The following is a 19205-nucleotide window of genomic DNA, read 5'->3' as shown; positions in this document are numbered from 1 at the left end:
CCCGCCCGGTGAACGGCGGGTCAACGCTGTCCGTCCGCCGCGATCAGCTCGAGCTGGGTGAGCGGCAGGTCGGAGACGGTCGTGAACGTGAAGGCCGTCCCGGAGCCCTGCAACCGGAACACCCGGGTCTGCCCGGCCCAGTCGAACACCGCGTCCTGCACGGCGACGCGGGTGTCCCCGAGCGCGGCCTCCCACGAGTGGACCCCGGGTTCCGCCGCGGTGACCGTGTAGAGCGAGGTCGGGACGTCGGGGACGTCGAACGACACCGAGGTCCCCGCGGCGAGCGCCGTGACCGTCCGCCCGGTGTCGTCGACGAGCGACGAGGCGGGCGACGGGAGGTCGGCGGACGACAGGCCGACCGGCAGCACGTCGACGGGGGCGTCCCGGTACCCGTGCACGTCGGACGCGGACACCGGGCGGGTGTCCGATGCCCAGCCCTGCGGCTCGGGCGACAGCGTGAACACGATCCGCGACGCCGACACCACCACCGAGTGGGGGATGCTCACCGACGTCCAGGGTGAGCCGTCGACCGTCACCGACGCGACGTACGCGCCCTCGGAGCCGTCGGCGACCTCGATGACGGTGGGCGTGCCTCCCGGCTGCTGCAGCACCGTCCTGCGGACCGACGGCGGCACGAGGACGTAGGTGCCCGTGGACGGCGCCAGCGGGTAGAGGCCGATCGTCGCGAAGACGTACCAGGCGCTCATCTCGCCGTTGTCCTCGTCGCCGGGGTACCCCTGCCCGAGGTCGGACCCGACGAAGAGCCGGTGCAGCGCCTCGCGGACGATGCGGTGCGCCTCGTCGTGCCGCCCGGTGAACATCGGGAAGAACGGGATGTGGTGCGCGGGCTGGTTGGAGAGTCCGAGCATCCCCATCCGCACGTCGCGGGCCTCGGTCATCTCGTGGATCGGGAAGCCGTACGAGCCGGAGCGGACGGTCGCGCCGGTCTCCGGGGTGGTGAAGAACGCGTCGAGCGCGGCGTCGAAGCGGGACGGGCCGCCGTGCAGGTCGACGACGCCGGCGCCGTCGTGCGGAGCGGTGAAGGCGGTCCCCCACGCGTTCGTCTCGGTGTAGTCGTCGCCCCAGTCCCGCGGGTCGAACTCGGTGCCGACCCGCCACGAGCCGTCGGGGTCGCGCCCGATGAAGAAGCCCCGTTCGGAATCGAACACGTTCCGGTACTGCAGGGACCGACGGGCGAACCACTCCGACTCGGCTTCGTAGCGCGCGAGGTCGGCGGGTGTCCGGGCACGCGAGGCGAGCAGGCCCGCCATGACGGCGAGGCCCCAGTCGTTGATGGCCGCGTCGAGGGTCCAGCTCATCCCCTCGTGGGTCGCGGTGTCGACGTGGCCGCGGAAGGCACCCGGGAGGCTCCCCTTGCGTCCGACACGCTCGTCGCGCGGCGGGACGGTCGCGTTCCGCAGTGCGCTGCGGTACGCCTGCGCGAGGTCGAACCCGGTGACGCCCTTCACCGCGAGGTCCGAGAAGACGGTGTCGCTCGTGGTGCCGGTCATGCAGTCCTCGGCGCCGGGGGCACTCCACCGGGGCGTCCACCCACCGTCGTGGTGGTGCTCGACGAAGCCCTGCGCGAGGTCGCCCGCCGTCTCCGGGGTGAGCAGGGCGAGGAGCGGCCAGGCGGTCCGGTAGGTGTCCCAGAAGCCGTTCGTCGTGGTGAACGGCCCGTCGACGACCTCGGGTCCGGGCTCGTCGCGGATCGGCTCGGCCTGCACGGAGCCGTACGGGGAGCGGTGCCGGGGGACCCCGTCGCGCGCGGTCTCGCCGGCACGGTTCGGGTAGAGGAACAGGCGGTAGAGCCCCGAGTACAGGCTCGTCAGCTGGTCGGGGGTCGCGCCCTCGACGGAGAGCGTGGCGAGCTCGTCCGTCCAGAGATGCTCGGCACGGGCGCGCATGGTGTCGAACGGGCCGGCGGCGTCGAGGTTCGCGCGGGCGTCCTCGAACGAGACCGTGGAGATCCCGAGCAGCACGTCGGTGCCCTCGGGCTGGTCGGACAGCGACAACCAGCCGCGGAGCTGCTGCTCGCCGACGGTGGTGTGGTCGGCGGTCACCCTGGGGACCCGGACGTGCACGAAGTGGGGCGGGGTGCCCGGACGGTCGTCGAGCAGGGCCTCGACCACGGCGGTGCCGTCCGTGACCGTCACCGAGACGTCCGAGACCCGGCCGTGGTGGTCGAGCACGATGCTCCGGGTGCCGGTGAACCGGAAGCCGAGGGCGAACTCCCCCGCGGTCATCTCGGCCGTGACGCCCTCGTCGAGGTCGACCCGGTAGCGGTGCGGGCCGTCCTGCTCGTCGTCGTGGTCGAAGCCGAGGGCGCGCGCGGCCCGGTCGGGATCGGGGGTGTCGAGCGGGGAGGGCATGACCTGGAAGACACCCCGGTCCCCCATCCACGGTGACGGGATGTGGCTCGTCGCGAAGGCCTGGATCGCCGGGCGGACCCGGCCGGTCGCGTCGGTGCGGTCGTGCTCCTGGTAGGCGTACGGCCAGCGGTTGCTCGAGGCGTCCGTCATGGGCAGGCCGAAGACCCCGCCGTGCGGGATGCCGACCAGCGGGGCGTTGTTGCCGCGGGAGAACCGCGAGGACGCCTGCGTGCCGCGGGTCGTGCGGACGTGGTCGAGCGGGGTGCGCGGGGTGGGGCGCGCGGGACCGATGCGGACGGCGTCGAGCCAGCCGCGGAGGTGCGGGCGCGACCCGTCTGCGGTCGTGGGGTGCGGGGCGGAGCCGAGCCGCGCCTCCAGGCGGTCGACGACCCGGCCTGCGAGCGGGGTGAGGTCCACCGCCCGACGGTTCCACTGGTCGACCCACTGCTTGCGCGCTGCGTCCTGCGCCTCGGGCGTGAGCGCGTCGCCGTACTGGTCGCGCGCCGCGTCGCTCAGCCGCGTGCCGTCGGTGCAGACCACGTCGAGCGCGAACGCGGTCGCGTCCCAGAAGTGCGGCAGGTCGTCCTCGGTGGGTTCCGTCGCACCGTCCGGCAGCACGCGCTCCGGGAACCACACCCACGAGAGTTCGTCACCCGACTCGATCGTCCGACCGGCGAACCCGGGGACGACCGCGGCGACGACGTGCTCACCCGCGGGTCGTTCGACCAGCCAGCCCTCCGCCGAACCGAAGCCGACACCGTTCCGCGCGGCGACGGCCGTCGTCGGGCCACCGCTCCGTTGCAGTTCTCGCACCGGCCCAGCGTATTTGGTCCACCGTCTGGAGGAAAACCCTCGGCGTGTCAGCCCCGGTTGTGCCCCGGGGCGTTCGCCGAGTTCCCGGGACCGGAGCTGCCCGGACCGCTCGTGTCGACGGCCGGGTCGGCGCCGTCCTGCGGAGCCTGCACGGGGTTGGACGCCGGGCTCGACGGCTGCGGCCCCACCGAGGGATCGTCCGCCGGGTCGCTCGGCTGTGCCGGCTCGGACGGCTGCTCGGCCGGTTCGGACGGCTGCTGTGCGGGCTCGGACGGCTGCTCGGCCGGTTCGGACGGCTGCTCCGCCGGCTCGGACGGCTGCTCCGCCGGCTCACTCGGCTGCTGGTCGTCGGTCGAGGGCGAGCTCGACTCGGTCGGTGCCGGCGTCGACCCGTCGTCCCCGTTCAGGGCGAACACGGCGACGACGATGCCGGCGAGCACGAGCACACCGATCACCACGGCGGCGATGATCGGCCCGCGTCGGCGCCGGGGTCGGTCGTCCGGCGCCGGTGCCGGGGGTGCCTCGACCGGGCCACGGGGGCCTCCGGCACGGCCGACCGCTCCGGTCGCGCCGTCCGCACTGCGGCCCCCCTGCGCGCCGAGCACCGTGGTCGCGACGTCGTCGGAGGCGTTCGGCCGCTGCGCGTCCAGGACGCGCGTCGCGTCGTCGGCGCCGCCGGGCTGCGCGGTCGGCATGGCTCGCGTGGCGTCGTCGGCCCCGGAGGCGCGACTCGCCGGCATCGCCTGCGTCGCCTCGTCCGCACGGGCGGCACCCGCAGCGCCCGCCGCCGCGGCACCGGCCGCCGCACCCGCCACGGCCGGCGTGACCGTGCCGGGACCGCCGGGGAGGAGCTGCGTGGCCGGAGCGGCGTCGTCGTGGCCGAGCGCACGGAGTCGCTGTGCGGCCTCGGCCGCCGAGGGCCGGTCCGCCGGGTCCTGCGCGGTCATGACGTGCAGGAGCGTGCGCCAGGCAGTGGGCAGGTGCGGGTCGATCTCCGGACCGCGGGTGAGGCGAGCGGTCGCGGACTCGACCGCGCTGCCCGGGAACGGCTGCTTGCCGGTGAGCGCCTCGAGGAGCATGAGCCCGAGCGCGTACACGTCGGCCTTGCCGGTGATCGGCTGCGCCAGGACCTGCTCCGGTGCGATGTACGCCGCCGTGCCCATCACCGTGCCGGTCTGGGTGGCCCGGGCGCCGTCCCGCAGCAGGGCGATGCCGAAGTCGGCGAGCTTGACGTGGACGCCGTCGCTCTCGAGCAGCACGTTCGCCGGCTTCACGTCGCGGTGGACGATGCCCTGCGCGTGCGCCGCCGCGAGGCCGTCCGCGACCTGCGCCCCGACACCGGCGGCGGTGGCACGGTCCAGCGGCCCCTCGCGCAGTCGCGTCGCGAGGTCGCTCCCCGGGACGAGTTCCATCACGAGGTACGAGTCGCCGTCGACGTCGTCGAGCGCGGCGTCGTACAGGGTCACGAGTGCCGGGCTGCGGAGCGCCGCGAGGGTCTGGATCTCCGCCTCGGCACGGGCGCGTTCGCCGTGGTCGACCGCTCCGATGCGGAAGACCTTGACCGCCACCTCACGCCCGAGCTGCTCGTCGACCGCCCGGTAGACGGAGGCCATGCCACCGTGCCCGAGCGTTCCCGTGACGCGGTACCGACCGCCGAAGACCCGTTCTTCCATGCGGGGCAACCTACCGGGACGACCTGACGGGTCGCGCACCGCGGCGGAGCGCCGTGAGGTAGAGGCGGTGCGCCGTGATCACCAGCGCCAGCCAGGCGAGCCCGAGCGCCCACGCCGCCAGGACGTCGGTCAGCCAGTGGTGGCCGAGGAACACCCGCGAGATGCCGACCGAGACGACGAAGAACGTCCCGGCGACGATCGTCAGCACCCGGGTCACGAGCTTCGACTGCCGGAGGAGCAGCAGGTACACGATCGTCCCGACGATGACGGTCGCGTTGAGCGTGTGCCCGGACGGGAACGACGGCGAGTGCTCGTACGGCGGGACGGCATCGCGCAGCGGCGGGCGGGCACGGCCGATGAGGTCCTTGCCCGCGACCGTCATGAGCAGGGACCCGCCCGCGGCCGCGACGAGCAGCACGAGGGGCGTCCAGGCACGACGCTGGATCGTGAACCCGACGAGGAACCCCAGGGCGACGATCGGCATCCCGATGGTGCCGGCGACGTCCGTCCACCAGGTCACGAGGGTGTCGGCCGTCGGCGACCGGAGCGTGAGCATCCAGTCGAGCACGGGGCGGTCGAGCACGGCGACGTCGTCGGCCTCGCGCACGGCGTCGTAGACCTCGGAGGCCGCCCAGGTCGCGGTCACGGCGACCCCGATGCCGATCGCGAGGGTGACCACGAGCAGCGGGAGCGCACCCCAGCGGTGGCCGAGCGCTGCCCAGCCGTCCGCGGAGGCCCGGCCGGCGCGGGTGCGCCACGTCGTGAGGTCGACGTCGCCGACGCGTTGGTCGGGGGCCTCGGGGTGATCGGTCTGCATCGACCCACCCTGCCCGAGTCCCGGTGTGCGGGTGCGGTGCGCCCGGGCGCCGCCGGGCACCGGTGCACCGGGCGCCGCCGGTGCGCCGGGCACCGGGCGCGCAGGTGCGCCGCGTCAGTCCTTCGCGGCGCCGTAGTCGTCGACGACCGCCACCGAGAGCGGGAACACCACCGGGAAGTCGCGGAAGAGCAGACGCCCGGCATCGGCGGCGGCGGCCCGGATCTGCTCGGCCACCCACTCGGCGTGCTCGGCCGGGGTGTGCACCACGATCTCGTCGTGCACGAAGAACACCAGGTGCGGGCCGTCCGTCACCGGCCCCCGGAAGCGCTCGGCGAGCCGCGAGCGCAACGACCCCATCCACGCGAGCGCCCACTCGGCAGCGGTGCCCTGCACGATGAAGTTCCGGGTGAACCGCCCCCAGCTCCGTGCCCGCGACTCCACCGCCCGCTGCATCGCCGGCGTCCCCTCGACCGTGTAGGCCTGGTTCCGCGCCGCGAACCACGAGGCGTCCGGCACCGGTGACGTCCGGCCGAGCAAGGTCGTCACGGGTTCGCCCCGCTCCCCCGCCCGGGCTGCCCGGCTGACGAGTCCGAGGGCGGCCGGGAACGCCCGCTCGAGCCGCGGGACGAGCCGCCCGCCCTCGCCCTGGGTCGCCCCGTACATCGCGCCGAGCATCGCGCCCTTGGCCTGCTGCCGGGTCTCGACCGCGCCGGAGGCCACGACGCCGTCGTACAGGTCGCGCCCGTCCCCGGCCGCCGCCATCGCCCGGTCGCCGGCCATCGCCGCGAGCACCCGGGGCTCCAGCTGCGCCGCGTCGGCCACCACGAGCTTCCACCCGTCGTCCGCGACCACGGCGGCGCGGATGCCCTTCGGCAGCTGCATCGCTCCCCCGCCGTCGGCCGCCCATCGCCCGGTGACGACCCCACCGACCAGGTACTTCGGGTGGAACCGACCCTCGTGCACCCACTCGTCGAGCCAGGTCCAGCCGTTCGCGGTCAGCAACCGCGCGAGCCGCTTGTACTCGAGCAGCGGTTCGATGACCGGGTGCTCGATCTCCTGCAGCTCCCACTTCCGCGTGCTCGTGACCATCAGGCCGGCCCGGCGCAGGGACTTCAGGACGTCGGCGGGCGAGTCCGGGTTGAGCGACGGGTCACCGAGCCGCTCGCGCACGACGGCCGCGATCTCCTCGAGCCGCCGAGGGCGCACGCCGTACGGCACCCGCGGTCCGAGCGCGTCCTCGAGCAGTCGTTCGTGCACGTCGGCGCGCCAGGGCAGCCCGGCGTGGAGCATCTCCGCCGCCACGAGCGCGCCGGCGGACTCCGCCGTCACCAGGAGCCGCAGCGCACCCGGCGCGGTCGACGACGCGACCGCGTCGAGCTGCGCCCGCAGCTCTGCCACCGGGTCCAGCTCGTCGTCGGGAGGCGACACGTCGAAGAGCGCGTCGTCGAAGAGGCGGGCGTGCGTCGGGCGGGTGACCCGCGCCTCCTGGACGGCGGCGTCCCACGCGTCGACGGGCGCGGCGGCGAGCGCGGTGTCCCGTGCCGCGAGGGCCGATCGCAGGATGCGGCGGCACAGGCGCAGGTCGATGCAGCGCCCGACCCGGCCGCCGGCCGCGAGCACGGCCGGGTACCAGCGCGCGGTGTCGTCCCACACCCAGCGCACGTCGGGCGCGTCCCGGGACGCGACGAAGGCCGGGAGGCGCGGCTCGTCCACCCGGATCGGCTCGCCGTCTGCGGTCCCCGCGTCGGTCAGGGGTGTCGCGAGGACGCCGCCGTCGACGCGGCGGAGGACGAGGTGCACGGAACGATCATGCCGTGCGCCACCGTCAGTCGAGCTCGACGACCTCCGCGCCGGGCGCGTTCTGCTGCACGGAGGCGATGCCGTTCTTCGCACCCGCCTTCGAGGCGTACCCCTCGGACGTGGCGATGACCTCGCCGTTGCCCGCCTTGAGGTGGAAGCGGTACTCCCCCTTGGCGTCGGTCCAGATCTCGAACTTGCCGGCCATGTCGACTCCTCGCTTCGATCCGATGGTGCCCGTTGTCCGCGGAACGCGGTCTGCTCCGCACGCTACTGGCCGGGACCGGATCGCGGAAGCCTCAATCCGCGGTGTTCGCGTCCCCGTCACCGCGGGGTCGCTGCGAGGTCCCGCCGCCTGGGCGGACCGCGGCACTGTCGGAGACGTCGATGCGGACGTCGCCGTCCTCGGCGCGGGACACCTCGACCCGTGGGTCGGCGTCGTGCTCGTCGGAGCCGGACATGCGTCGGAAGGTGTCCTGGCGGCGTTCTTCGAAGGACATGTCGACACCGTCGTCGAGGTGGTCGCGGTCGGGCTTCGTCATGGGAGGGACGGTACGCCCGGGGTGCTGGCACCGGGTCGGGCGGCTCCGGACGATCGCGCTCCGGGCGGTCGCCCCGGGTCGGCGACCCGGATCGTCCCGGTGCGGGCCGTCCAGTGCTCGCCCGACCGCCACCGGGCTGCGACCCCGGCGGCGAGGCGGCCGGAGGGGATCGACCCGCGTGACACCGCCGCGCGGGCGTCGGGCAGCGTCGTGCCGAGGACGAACTTCGCGACACCGCCGTCCCCTTCGGCGGCGTCACCGGACGAGGGCGGTCCCAGTTCGAAGCGGCGGGCAAACCGTACGAGGTTCGCGTCCGGGCCGAGCACGTCGGGGAGCCCGGGGTCGAGGATCCACGAGCGGCACTGCCACCAGCCGGCCACGTGCGCCGGTGCCACGGCACGGAGGATCGCGGGCGCTTCGTCGAACGATCGGTCGCACGCGGGGGCGTCGAGCGGACCCGTCTCGGGGACGTGGACGCCCCAGGCCGCGGAGCCGTCGGCCGCCGTGTCGCCGATCTCGAACTGGAGGCGCCCCACCGTCACCACGCGGGCGGTGAGGACCGCGCAGAACCAGTCCAGACCGGTTCCCCGGAGGCCGTACCGCCCGAGCTTGCGGTCGACGTCCGCGATGCTTTCGGCCGCCTGGTCGGCCGAGGCGCCGTGGGCACGCAGCCAGGCCGCCGTCCGGGGTCGGACGGCGCGGAGGACGTCGACGATCACGCTGTCGGGAAGGCCGCGGACGGTCGACTCGAGTGCGGCGGCCAGCTCTCCTGGGTCGGGGACGGATCCGATCGCCGCGGCGAGGAGCTCGGTCCCGTCGTGCACGATCCGGTCGCGGTCGGGCCGGTCGTGGTCGGGCCGGTCGGGGTCGATCCGGTCGTGGTCGGGCCGGTCGTGGTCGGGCCGGTCGTGGTCGGACGTCACTTCAGTCCGGACGCGGCCAGGCCGTCGATCACGCGGCGTTGCAGCACGACGAACATGATCAGCACCGGTGCCATGGCCATGAGGCTCGCGGCCATGAGCACGGGGTAGTCGATCGTGCGGTCGCTGGAGAGGGTCGCGAGGCCTGCGGCGAGCGGCATGTCCTCGGCACGGGTCGACACGACGAGCGGCCAGAGCAGCTCGTTCCACGACCAGAGGACCGTGGTGATCGCCAGCACGCTGATGGACGGTCGGGCCAACGGCAGCATGATGCGCCAGAAGGTCTGGAACGGGTTCGCGCCGTCCATCCGAGCGGCTTCCTCGAGCTCCGGGGGGAGGTTGAGGAACGCGGTCCGCATCAGGAACGTCCCGAAGGCACTGAACAGCCCCGGTGCGACGATGCCCATCAGGGTGTCCAACCATCCGAGCCCCTGCACGATCTGGTACTGGGAGATCAGGTACACCTGCGACGGGACGAGCAGGATCGACAGGACGATCGCGAGCAGGATCGCCCGGCCGCGGAACCGCATGCGGGCGAACGCGTAGCCGGCGAGGGTGCAGAGCACGATCTGCGCGAGCGTCCGGATGATCGTGACCATCACCGACGTCCCGAGCTGGCTCAGGAACGGCAGGCGTTCGAACACCTGCGCGTAGTTCTGCCACTGCAGCTCCCCCGGCCAGAAGGTCGGTGTGACGGACTGCACCTGCGCGTTCGTCGACAGGGACATGATGATCTGCCAGAGGAACGGGAACGCCATGACGAACCCGCCGACGCCGAGGACGACGTGGATCCACCAGTGGCTGCCGCCGCGGCGCGCCGGCCGGCGGCCGGTCCTGGTCGGTGTGACGGTGGCGGTCATGCCTGGACCCACTTCCGCTGGAACCGGAACTGCACGAGCGTGACGATGCCGATGAGGACGAAGATCACCATCGCGATCGCCGCCGCGAAGCCCTTGTCGTTGTCGATGAAGCCGGCGCTGTAGAAGTAGAAGACGAGCGACATCGTCTTCGGGATCACCGGGTTGGTGCTGCCGAGGATCGCGTAGAGCAGGTCGAACAGCTGGAAGCTCGAGATGGTCGTGACGATCACCACGAAGAAGATGCTCGGGCTGAGGAGCGGCACCGTCACCGACCGGAACTGCCGCCAGCGAGAGGCGCCGTCGAGCTCGGCTGCCTCGTACAGCTCGGGCGGGATGTCCTTGAGGCCGGCGCCGAGGATGATCATCGAGAACCCGAGCGAGGACCACAGCCCGACCAGGCTCACCGCGACGAGCGCGAAGCCGGGCGTCGAGATCCAGTACGGCCCGTCGATCCCGAACAGCCCGATGAACCAGTTCACGATGCCGTAGTCGCCGTTGAACATGATCCGCCAGACGAGTGCGATCGCGGCGGGCATGGCGACGTAGGGCAGGAAGAAGAGCACACGGTAGAACTGCGCGAACCGCAGGCCCGGGGTGTTGAGCAGACTGGCGAGCCAGACCGCCACGGGGATGCCGAGCAGGACGATCACCGTGTAGATCACCGTGTTGAGCAGCGACTGGTAGAGCTGCGGATCGGAGACCAACCGGACGTAGTTCGCGATGCCGGAGAAGGTGGCGCCGCCGAACACACCCCAGGTGGTGAAGGAGTACCAGAACGTCTGGATGATCGGCCAGATGTAGAACGTCCCGACGCCGACGAGCAACGGGAGGACGAACAGCCACGGCCAGAACCCGTCGGTCCGGTGCGCCGGAGGTCTGGTCGTGCCGGCGGTCGGACGCCGGGAGCCCGGGGCCCCGGGCCCGGACGCGCGCTGCGTCCGGGCCGGGGCGTCCGAGGTCGGGTGTCGCTCGGTGTGGATCGTCACGGTGTGGGGCTCACTGTTCCTTGGTGAGGGCGGCGTCCATCTTCTGCGCGAGCTGCTTCGCCACGTCGTCGACCGGGGTCGATCCGTCGAAGGCACTCGGCAGCAGGTTCGTCTCGAGCGTGTTCCACGCCGCCGTGTTCTTCGAGACCGGGAGCGGCTTGGCGTAGTCCACCGCGTCGAGGAAGACCTGCAGGTCGGCGTCCGGCATCGTCTTCGTGAAGGCGCTCTGCGTGCCCTCGTACGCCGGGATCACCGCACCCATGTCGCCCTGTTGCTGCTGGGCCTGCTTGCTCGCGAGGTAGACCTGGAGCGCCTGTGCGGCGGCCTTGTTCTTCGTGTTCGCGGACACGACGTTGGAGACACCGTGGATGACCGTCGCCTGCTCCTTGCCCTTGGGGAGCGGGTACACGACGACGTCCTTCTCGAGGTCGGTGCCGGTCAACGCGGAGCGGAACCAGCTGCCGCCCTGGTACATGGCGAGCTTGCCCGAGGTGAACCACTGGTCGGCGGTGGTGTCGGTCAGCTGCTTGATCGAGGGCGACGCCCCGGACGCGATGAGGTCGGTCCAGAACTGCAGCCCGGCCTCGGCGGCGGCGGTGTCGTACTCGGACTTCGTGCCGTCCGCGTCGATCACGTTCCCACCGGCCTGGAAGATCGTGTCGTAGTAGGTGGTCTGTCCGTCCATGCCGCCGGCCGCGCCGTACGCGCCGTCGGCCTTGAGCTTCTCGGAGAGCTCGGCTCCGGTCTTCTGGAAGTCGTCCCAGGTCCAGTCCTTCGAGGGCATGGCGACCCCGGCCTTCTCGAAGAGCGCCTTGTTCATCCAGACGCCGATGGTGTCGAAGTCCTTGGGGACGCCGTACTGGGTCTTGTCGTACGTGTACAGGTCGTTGAGGGCGGACGAGTACTTCGCGGGGTCGATCGCGCCGGCCTCGACCTCACCGGTGATCGGCGCGAGCTTGCCGTTCGCCGCGTAGAGCTGGAAGTTCGGGCCGTTCATCCAGAACACGTCGGGCAGGGTGTTGCTCGAGCCCTGGGTCTGCAGCTTCGTCCAGTAGCTGGCGAACGGGGTCACGTCCACGTTGACCTTGATGTCCGGGTACTCCTCGTTGAAGCCTTCGAGGTTCGCCTTGATCGCCTTGACCTGGTTCTCGTCCCAGACGGCGTACGTCAGGGTCGCCTTGGTGTCCTTGGCGGCCTTCTCGTAGTCGCCGCCGGCGCTGGAGGCGCCGGAGGACGTGCTGCAGCCGGCGAGGAGCACGGCTGCGCCGATCGCGGCGACGGCGCCGAGGAGCGCACGGCGACGGCCGCGGCCCTTGGCAGAGGTGGGTGCGTGCATCGGGTGTCCTTTCGCGAGTCCGTCAGCGGGTGACGGCCGGGGTGGGGTCGGTGAAGTGGGCGATCGTCGCGGCCGCGAGCGGCGGGACGTCGATGGGGACGGATCCGTTCCGGAGCGACCGGGTCGCGAGCGCTCCTGCGGCGACGGCGGAACGGGCCGCGATCGGCGAGAGGGTCGTCGGCTCCCCCAGCGCGACGTGCCGGAGGAACTCGGTCATCGTGAGGAGGTCGGCATCGGCGTGGCCGGCGGCGACCCCGTCGATCGGGTACTCGCGGTCCCCCGCGACGTCCCAGCCGCGACGACGGCTCCAGACCTTCACGACGCCACCGCCGGTGTCGCCGATGTTCTCGAGCCGTCCCTCGGTCCCGATGACCGTGTAGTTGCGCCAGTAGTCCGGCGTGAAGTGGCACTGCTCGTAACTCGCCTGCACACCGTTGTCGAGGGTCATCATCACCATCGACACGTCCTCGACGTCGACGACGGGGTTCAGCCCGGTCTGCTCGAGGGGCGGCCAGTTGTCGAGGGAGAACCAGTCCCCCATGAGCTCGCCGCTGCGGTCGCGACGGTCGGTGACGTCGCCGTAGACCGACAAGGACCCCATGCCGACGACCCGCGCGGTGTCCCCACCGCCGAGCGCGTGGATGACGTCGAGGTCGTGGCTGGCCTTCTGCAGGAGCAGGGAGTTCACCTTGGTGCGGTCGGCGTGCCAGTCCTTGAAGTAGTAGTCGCCGCCGTTGCCGACGAAGTGCCGGCACCAGACCGCCTTGACCTGGCCGATCTCCCCGCGGTCGACGATCTCGCGCATCAGCCGCACGACCGCGGCGTGACGGAAGTTGTGCCCGACGTACAGCGGCGTGCCGGTCTCCGCCGCGGTGTCGAGGACGGCGTCGGCGTCCTCGACCGTGATGGCCATGGGCTTCTCGAGGTAGACCGCGATGCCGGCGCGGAGCAGGTCGATCGCGATCGCGGCGTGCGTCCAGTCGGGGGTCGTGACGATCGCCGCGTCGACGACCCCGACGAGTCCCCCGTGGTGCTCGACGACGAGGGCGTCCGGGTACTCGGCCCGGGCCCGCTCGCGCCCCTGCTCGGTGACCTCGGCGACGGCGACGACCCGCGCCTCCAGGTCGGGAGCGGCGGCAGCCGCCTCGGCCACGTGGCGGGCGATCGCCGCACGCTGCCCCATGCCGACGATGCCGACCCGTAGTGGTCGTCCTGTGAACGCGTCACCCATGCTCATCTCGCTCCCTTGCGTGATTGTGACGCCCATGATGCCGAATCGATCATGAATGCACAATAGGCGCTCAACGAACGCTCATGGGGAGGGTGTGGATGGTTTTACACGATCGAAACGTCGTGCACAGGCCTGCGCCGGGGAGTCCCCCGGAGGACTCGTCCGCTCAGTCGGCGACGACGAGCTCCACACCGGCACTGGCGAGCTCCGCGGCGAACGCCGACGGGACGGGCTGGTCGGTGACGAGTGCGTCGATCCGGTCGAGCGGACAGATCCGCGCGAAGGTCGCCCGTTCGATCTTGGTCGAGTCGGCGACCACGATCACCCGGCGCCCGACGGACGCGAAGTGCCGGCTGACCTCCGCCTCGCCCTCGTGCATGGTCGTGGCGCCGTACTGGCCGCTCAGCCCGTCGACACCGAGCACGACCACGTCGAGCGCGAACTCGTCCAGGGTGTCCCGGACGAGCGGGCCCACGAGCTCGTAGGACTGCCGCCGCGCGACGCCGCCCGTGACCACGATCTTGACGTTGGCGCGGACCGACAGCTCGTACCCGATGTTCAACGCGTTGGTGACGATCGTCACCCCGTACTCGCCGTCCGCCCGGGTGAAGCGCTCGCTCTTGCCGAGCTCACGGGCGACCTCGGTCGTCGTCGTCCCCCCGTTCAACCCGACGGTGTCGCCGGGCTGCACCAGCCGCGAGGCGGCGCGGGCGATCGCGGTCTTCGCCTCGGCCTGACGGGCGATCTTGTACTGCAGTGGCAGTTCGTAGCCTGCCCCGAGCGCCGCGGCACCGCCGTGGGTGCGGGTGACCAGGCGCTGGTCCGCCAGCGTCGCGAGGTCGCGTCGGGCGGTCGCGGGCGAGATCCCGAGCAGCTCCCCGATCTCGGCGATCGACACGTTGCCGCGTTCGCTCACCAGTTCGAGCAGGGCGTTGAGCCGCTGTTGAGGGGTCATGTCGGCCATCTTATGGCGTCACCGCGCGCACCCGGTGATCGGGAATGACGTTTTGCTCTTCCATCGCGCACGATCGCTCGCTACGCTTCCTCATCATCGATCACCCGGATCGAAGCGGACCGGAAGGCACCCATGACCGACACCTTCGTGAGCGCAGAACTGACGTCGCAGCCGGAGACGTGGCGCGCTGCCGCCGCGCTCCTCTCGTCGTTCGAGGCGTCGCTCCCCCAGCCCGGAGAACGCGTGGCCGTGGTCGGCTGCGGGACGAGCTGGTTCATCGCGATGAGCTACGCCGTCGCCCGTGAGCAGGCGGGCCTGGGCGTGACGGACGCCTTCGCCGGCTCGGAGTACCCGATCGGCCGCGACTACGACCGGGTCGTGACGATCAGCCGGTCCGGCACCACGACCGAGATCGTGGACCTGTTGCAGGCCCTGCGCGGTCGACGCACCGTGCTCGTCACCGCGGTCCCGGACAGCCCGGCCGCCGCCGTCGCCGACGTCGTCGTGGCACTGCCCTTCGCCGACGAGCGCTCGGTCGTGCAGACGCGCTTCGCGACGACCACGCTCGCGCTCCTCCGTGCGTCGATCGGTGACGACGTGGACGCCCTCGCAGCACAGGCCGAGACCGCCCTCGGCCTCCCGATCGACGACCTCCTCGATGCTGAGCAGGTCACCTTCGTGGGCCGCGGTCCGGCGGTCGGCCTCACGTTCGAGGCCGCCCTCAAGACGCGCGAGGCAGCGCAGTTCTGGGCGGAGTCCTACCCCGCCATGGACTACCGGCACGGTCCGATCGCGATCGCCCAGCCCGGCCGACTCGTCTGGTCGCTCGGAACCGCGCCGGAAGGGCTCGCGGACGAGGTCGCTGCGACCGGTGCGCGCTTCGTCCAGCACGACCTCGACCCGATCGCCGGGCTCGTCGTGGTGCACCGGTTCGCGGTCGCCCTCGCCGAGGGACGCGGCCTCGACCCGGACAACCCCCGCTCGCTCACCCGTTCGGTCATCCTCACCTGATGCGCGGTGCAGGCGCGGTGCTCGGGGTCGACGTCGGCGGCACGGGCATCAAGGCCCGACTGACCGGCGCCGACGGACTCGTCCTCGACGAGACCCGCGTCCCGACGCCGCGCGGCGACACCGACGCGACGATGCTCGCCACCGTCGTGGCGGAGCTCGCCGAACGGGCACTGCGCCGTGGCGACCTCGATGCGGTGGGCCTCGTGACGCCGGGTGTCGTGGACGACGGGGCCGGCACCGTCGTCCTCGCGGTGAACCTCGGGTGGCGGGACGTCCCGGTGCGGGACCGGGTCCGGGCCGAGTTCGCCGCACGGGGGATCGACGTCCCGCTGGCCTTCGGACACGACGTGCGTGCCGGCGCCCTGGCGGAGACCTCCGGCGCGGCACCGGCGCTCACCCGTGGTTCCGTCGCCTTCGTCCCGGTCGGCACCGGACTCGCGAGTGCCCTCGTCGTCGACGGCGTGGTCGTCGCGGGCGGCGGTTGGGCGGGGGAGATCGGACAGGTCCGGATCCCCGCCGGGCCACATGCGGGGCGCCGCGTCGAGGAGATCGCGTCCGCAGGGGGAGTCGCCCGTCGGTCGGGCTCCACCTCGGCACACGAGGCGATGCTCCGCGTCCGCGCCGGGGACCCGGTGGCCACCACGGTCTGGCACGAGTGCATCGACGTGCTCGCGGACGCCCTGGCGTGGACCACGACGGTCGCCGGCTGCCACACGATCATCGTGGGCGGGGGACTGGCCGAGTCCGGCCCGCTGCTGTTCGATCCGCTCCGGACGGCCCTCGTCGAACGGCTCCCGGGGTTGCGCGTCCCGGTCCTCGCCCCGGCACGGCACGGCGATGCGGCCGGTGCCATCGGTGCCGGGCTGTTGGCGCGCACGGCGCTCGACGCCGAGGTGCACGCATGAGCACCCTGGTGCGTGCGCGGCGGATCCTCACCGCGACGCACGACCTCCACGACGGGTGGCTGGCGGTCGACGACGCCGGCTCGGTCCTCGAGAGCGGATCCGGGTCGCCCCCGCGGACCGACACCGCGGTGACGATCGAGGGAACGCTGCTGCCGGGGGCGGTCGACCTGCACGCCCACGGGGCGCTCGGGCACGACTTCGCCACGGCCACGACGGACGGTGCCGCGCTCGCTGCGGGCCACCACCGCGCACGCGGGACGACGTCGCTCATCGCGTCCGTCGCGACGGGCCCGGTCGCCGAGACGATCGCAGCACTCGGACGCCTCCACGTCCTCGTCGCCGAGGGCACGCTCGCCGGGCTCCACCTCGAGGGACCGTGGCTGTCACCCGCGCGCCGCGGTGCCCACCGGTCGGACCTCCTGCACGCACCGGACCCGGCGGAGCTCGACGGCTTCCTCACAGCGGCGGACGGCGCGCTCCGGATCGTCACGCTCGCACCGGAACTCCCCGGAGCGATCGACGCCGTGGGCCACCTCGTCGACGCCGGTGTCGTCGTCGCGATCGGTCACACCGATGCCTCCGCCGACGAGACGCGTGCAGCGATCGACGCCGGTGCCACCCTCGTCACGCACCTCTTCAACGGCATGCCCCCACTGCACCACCGCCGGCCGGGCCCGGTCGGCGTCGCCCTGACCGACGACCGCGTCCTGGTCGAGTGCATCGTCGACGGGCACCACCTCGATCCCGCGGCGGTCGAACTCGTGCGGCGAGCCGCGCCGGACCGCCTCGTGCTCGTCTCGGACGCGATGGCCGCCACCGGCTGCGGCGACGGCGAGCACGCGATCGCGGGTTCGGCGGTCTCGGTCCGTGACGGCGTCGCGCTGCTCGCCGACGGATCGTCCCTCGCCGGCAGCACCATCACCGTGCAGGAAGCCGCCCGACGCCTCCTCGACGGTGGCACCCCGCTGCCCGAGGTCGTCGCGGCGACGTCGGCGCGACCGGCACGCCTGCTCGGCCTCCCGGCGCCGCTCTCGGTCGGCGCTCCCGCCGACCTGCTCGTGATCGACGAGGGCCCCAGCAGTGCCGCGCGGTCGGAGCCCTGGCGCGTCCTCGACCTGCAGACGACCGCGGCGGTGCACCGGTGATCCTCATCGTGACGCCCAACCCGGCGGTGGACGTGACCTACCGTGTCGCCCGTCAGCGCGTCGGGACGACGCAGCGCGTCCTGGACGTCGCCCGTCGTCCGGGTGGCAAGGGCCTCAACGTCGGGCGGGTGCTCGACGCGGTCGGGATCCCGTCCCGCGCCGTCCTGCCGCTCGGTGCGGCTGCCGGCCGGTGGATCGCCGACGGCCTCGACGCCCTCGGTCTCGCGCACGTCGACATCGCGGTGACGGGGGAGACCCGCACCACGGTCACCGTCGTCGACGACGTCGAGCACCCGACGATGTTCGGCGAGCCCGGACCCGAGGTGACCACCGATGAGTGGATCGCCGTCACGGACGTGATCGGTCAGCAGCTCGACGGCGACGTCGAGTTCCTCGTCGTCTCGGGGTCCCTGCCGCACCGCGCCGACCCGGGCGTCGTCGCGGACTGGGTGGCCGCCGCTCGGATGCGCGGGGTGCCGAGCCTCGTCGACTGCCCGGGTGGTGCGCTCCTCGCGGCCGCCGACGCCGGGGCGACGATCTGCAAGCCCAACCGCGACGAACTCCTCGAGGCGACCGGTGCCGACGACGAGCGGAGCGGCGCCCTGCAACTGCTCGACCGTGGCGCGGGCGCCGTCGTGGTGTCCCGTGGCGCGGACGGTCTGGCGGCCCACACGCGCACCGGGGTCACCGAGGTGCGCGCCGTCCCGGGAGTCTCCGGCAACCCCACGGGTGCCGGTGACGCGGCCACCGCCGGGCTCCTCGCTGCGCTGCTGCGCGGGTCGTCCGACGGCCCGACGAGTCCGACCACGACCACGCCCGCGCCGTCCACGCCCCGCGTCGACCACGCCGCGCTCCGATCCGCTGCCGCGTTCGGCGCCGCCGCCGTCCTCCGGCCCGTCGCAGGCGAGGTCGACGTCGACGCCGTCCGCCGGTTCCTCGCGGACGACGACGGTGTCCGGTCCGGCACCCGACCCTCCGACCCGACCTGGAGCCACGCATGATCACCGACCTCGCCCTCACCGGACTGCTCGACGCCGCACGGACCGCACACCGCGGCGTCGGGGCGTTCAACGTGGTGCTGCTGGAACACGCCGAGGCGATCGTCGCCGGCGCCGAGCGAGCGGGGCTCCCCGTGGTCCTGCAGATCAGCGAGAACTGCGTCCGCTACCACGGCGGCCTCGCCCCGATCACGACGGCGACCGCGGCGATCGCTCGGTCGGCGGACGTCGAGGTCCTCGTGCACCTCGACCACATCGAGGACCCCGAGCTCGTGCTCGCCGGCATCGACCTCGGGGTGGACTCGATCATGTACGACGGATCGCACCTCGACTTCGCCGCGAACGTGGAGGCCACCCGTCGACTCGCAGTCCGGTGCCACGACGCCGGGGTCGCGATCGAGGCCGAGCTCGGTGAGGTGGGCGGCAAGGACGGCGTGCACGCTCCCGGTGTGCGCACGGATCCGCACGACGCCGCTGCCTTCGTCGCCGACACCGGTGTGGACGCACTGGCGGTCGCCGTCGGGACGTCCCACGCGATGCAGACGCGCGAGGCGTCGGTGGACCGGACGCTCGTCGAGCAGCTCCGCGCCACGGTGCCGGTCCCGCTCGTCCTGCACGGGTCCTCGGGGCTGTCGGACGACGAGCTGCGGGCAGCCGTCCGGGCTGGCATGACGAAGATCAACATCTCCACTCACCTGAACGGCCTCTTCACCCGGGCCCTGCGAGCGGTGCTCGACGAAGGTCCGGACGTGGTCGATCCGCGCAAGTACGTCTCCGCGGGGCGCGACGCCATCGCCACCGAGACCGCCCGGCTGCTGACGCTGCTGCACGGCTGACCCGCCCG

General features: G+C 72.7%; 17 protein-coding genes. 5 read left to right on the top strand and 12 right to left on the bottom strand.

Features of this window, described 5'->3' with window-relative positions; genetic code table 11:
• Positions 1 to 20: 20 nt before the first annotated feature.
• The 12 genes from BIV01_RS07570 to BIV01_RS07515 form a co-directional block, all read right to left on the bottom strand.
• On the bottom strand, positions 21 to 3185 hold the full coding sequence (locus BIV01_RS07570) for a GH92 family glycosyl hydrolase (protein ID WP_254791797.1): 3165 nt from the start codon (positions 3183 to 3185) through the stop codon (positions 21 to 23).
• A gap of 47 nt (positions 3186 to 3232) precedes the next feature.
• The gene (locus tag BIV01_RS07565; RefSeq protein WP_071302433.1) at positions 3233 to 4858 is read right to left on the bottom strand and encodes a serine/threonine-protein kinase; all 1626 of its coding nucleotides are present in this window, start codon (positions 4856 to 4858) and stop codon (positions 3233 to 3235) included.
• 10 nt (positions 4859 to 4868) lie between these two features.
• On the bottom strand, positions 4869 to 5675 hold the full coding sequence (locus BIV01_RS07560; RefSeq protein WP_070417601.1) for a phosphatase PAP2 family protein: 807 nt from the start codon (positions 5673 to 5675) through the stop codon (positions 4869 to 4871).
• A gap of 114 nt (positions 5676 to 5789) precedes the next feature.
• Positions 5790 to 7475 (bottom strand): bifunctional 3'-5' exonuclease/DNA polymerase, encoded by a 1686-nt coding sequence (locus BIV01_RS07555; protein ID WP_071302432.1) that lies wholly within the window; start codon positions 7473 to 7475, stop codon positions 5790 to 5792.
• Between the two features lie 25 nt (positions 7476 to 7500).
• Positions 7501 to 7680, bottom strand: coding sequence for a YegP family protein (locus BIV01_RS07550; protein ID WP_070417598.1), 180 nt, complete (start codon positions 7678 to 7680; stop codon positions 7501 to 7503).
• A gap of 91 nt (positions 7681 to 7771) precedes the next feature.
• Positions 7772 to 8014, bottom strand: coding sequence for a hypothetical protein (locus tag BIV01_RS07545; protein WP_070417597.1), 243 nt, complete (start codon positions 8012 to 8014; stop codon positions 7772 to 7774).
• Entirely contained in the window at positions 8011 to 8937 is a 927-nt protein-coding gene (locus BIV01_RS07540) for a hypothetical protein (RefSeq protein WP_071302431.1), read from the bottom strand. Before BIV01_RS07540 ends, BIV01_RS07545 begins: the two co-directional genes overlap by 4 nt.
• Positions 8934 to 9794 (bottom strand): carbohydrate ABC transporter permease, encoded by an 861-nt coding sequence (locus BIV01_RS07535; protein WP_071302430.1) that lies wholly within the window; start codon positions 9792 to 9794, stop codon positions 8934 to 8936. The genes BIV01_RS07540 and BIV01_RS07535 overlap by 4 nt, the downstream gene beginning before the upstream one ends.
• Positions 9791 to 10780 carry a carbohydrate ABC transporter permease gene (locus BIV01_RS07530; protein ID WP_071295637.1) on the bottom strand — a complete coding sequence of 330 codons (990 nt, stop codon included), beginning with the start codon at positions 10778 to 10780 and terminating at the stop codon, positions 9791 to 9793. Before BIV01_RS07530 ends, BIV01_RS07535 begins: the two co-directional genes overlap by 4 nt.
• Before the next feature lie 10 nt (positions 10781 to 10790).
• The gene (locus tag BIV01_RS07525; protein ID WP_071302429.1) at positions 10791 to 12116 is read right to left on the bottom strand and encodes an ABC transporter substrate-binding protein; all 1326 of its coding nucleotides are present in this window, start codon (positions 12114 to 12116) and stop codon (positions 10791 to 10793) included.
• 22 nt (positions 12117 to 12138) lie between these two features.
• Positions 12139 to 13353: a Gfo/Idh/MocA family protein gene (locus tag BIV01_RS07520; protein WP_071302428.1), complete on the bottom strand. Its 1215-nt coding sequence runs from the start codon at positions 13351 to 13353 to the stop codon at positions 12139 to 12141.
• Positions 13354 to 13513: 160 nt separating this feature from the next.
• On the bottom strand, positions 13514 to 14302 hold the full coding sequence (locus BIV01_RS07515) for a DeoR/GlpR family DNA-binding transcription regulator (RefSeq protein ID WP_070419335.1): 789 nt from the start codon (positions 14300 to 14302) through the stop codon (positions 13514 to 13516).
• Between the two features lie 132 nt (positions 14303 to 14434).
• On the opposite strand from BIV01_RS07515, the gene BIV01_RS07510 reads away from it, so the two are divergent.
• The 5 genes from BIV01_RS07510 to BIV01_RS07490 are packed head-to-tail and all read left to right on the top strand — an operon-like array spanning position 14435 to position 19197.
• Entirely contained in the window at positions 14435 to 15313 is an 879-nt protein-coding gene (locus tag BIV01_RS07510; RefSeq protein ID WP_070417591.1) for an SIS domain-containing protein, read from the top strand.
• The gene (locus tag BIV01_RS07505) at positions 15313 to 16218 is read left to right on the top strand and encodes an ROK family protein (RefSeq protein ID WP_071302427.1); all 906 of its coding nucleotides are present in this window, start codon (positions 15313 to 15315) and stop codon (positions 16216 to 16218) included. The genes BIV01_RS07510 and BIV01_RS07505 overlap by 1 nt, the downstream gene beginning before the upstream one ends.
• Positions 16215 to 17363, top strand: a complete 1149-nt coding sequence (nagA, locus tag BIV01_RS07500; protein WP_071302426.1) for an N-acetylglucosamine-6-phosphate deacetylase — start codon at positions 16215 to 16217, stop codon at positions 17361 to 17363. Before BIV01_RS07505 ends, nagA begins: the two co-directional genes overlap by 4 nt.
• Complete coding sequence (locus tag BIV01_RS07495; protein ID WP_071302425.1) at positions 17360 to 18364, top strand: 1-phosphofructokinase family hexose kinase; 1005 nt, start codon at positions 17360 to 17362, stop codon at positions 18362 to 18364. Before nagA ends, BIV01_RS07495 begins: the two co-directional genes overlap by 4 nt.
• The gene (locus BIV01_RS07490) at positions 18361 to 19197 is read left to right on the top strand and encodes a class II fructose-bisphosphate aldolase (protein WP_070417587.1); all 837 of its coding nucleotides are present in this window, start codon (positions 18361 to 18363) and stop codon (positions 19195 to 19197) included. The genes BIV01_RS07495 and BIV01_RS07490 overlap by 4 nt, the downstream gene beginning before the upstream one ends.
• Positions 19198 to 19205: the final 8 nt, after the last annotated feature.

The sequence above is a fragment of the Curtobacterium sp. MCBA15_013 genome, from assembly GCF_001865095.1.
GTDB lineage: Bacteria > Actinomycetota > Actinomycetes > Actinomycetales > Microbacteriaceae > Curtobacterium.
Note: the sequence above shows the minus strand (reverse complement) of the source record. Positions and strands in the feature narration are given on the sequence as shown.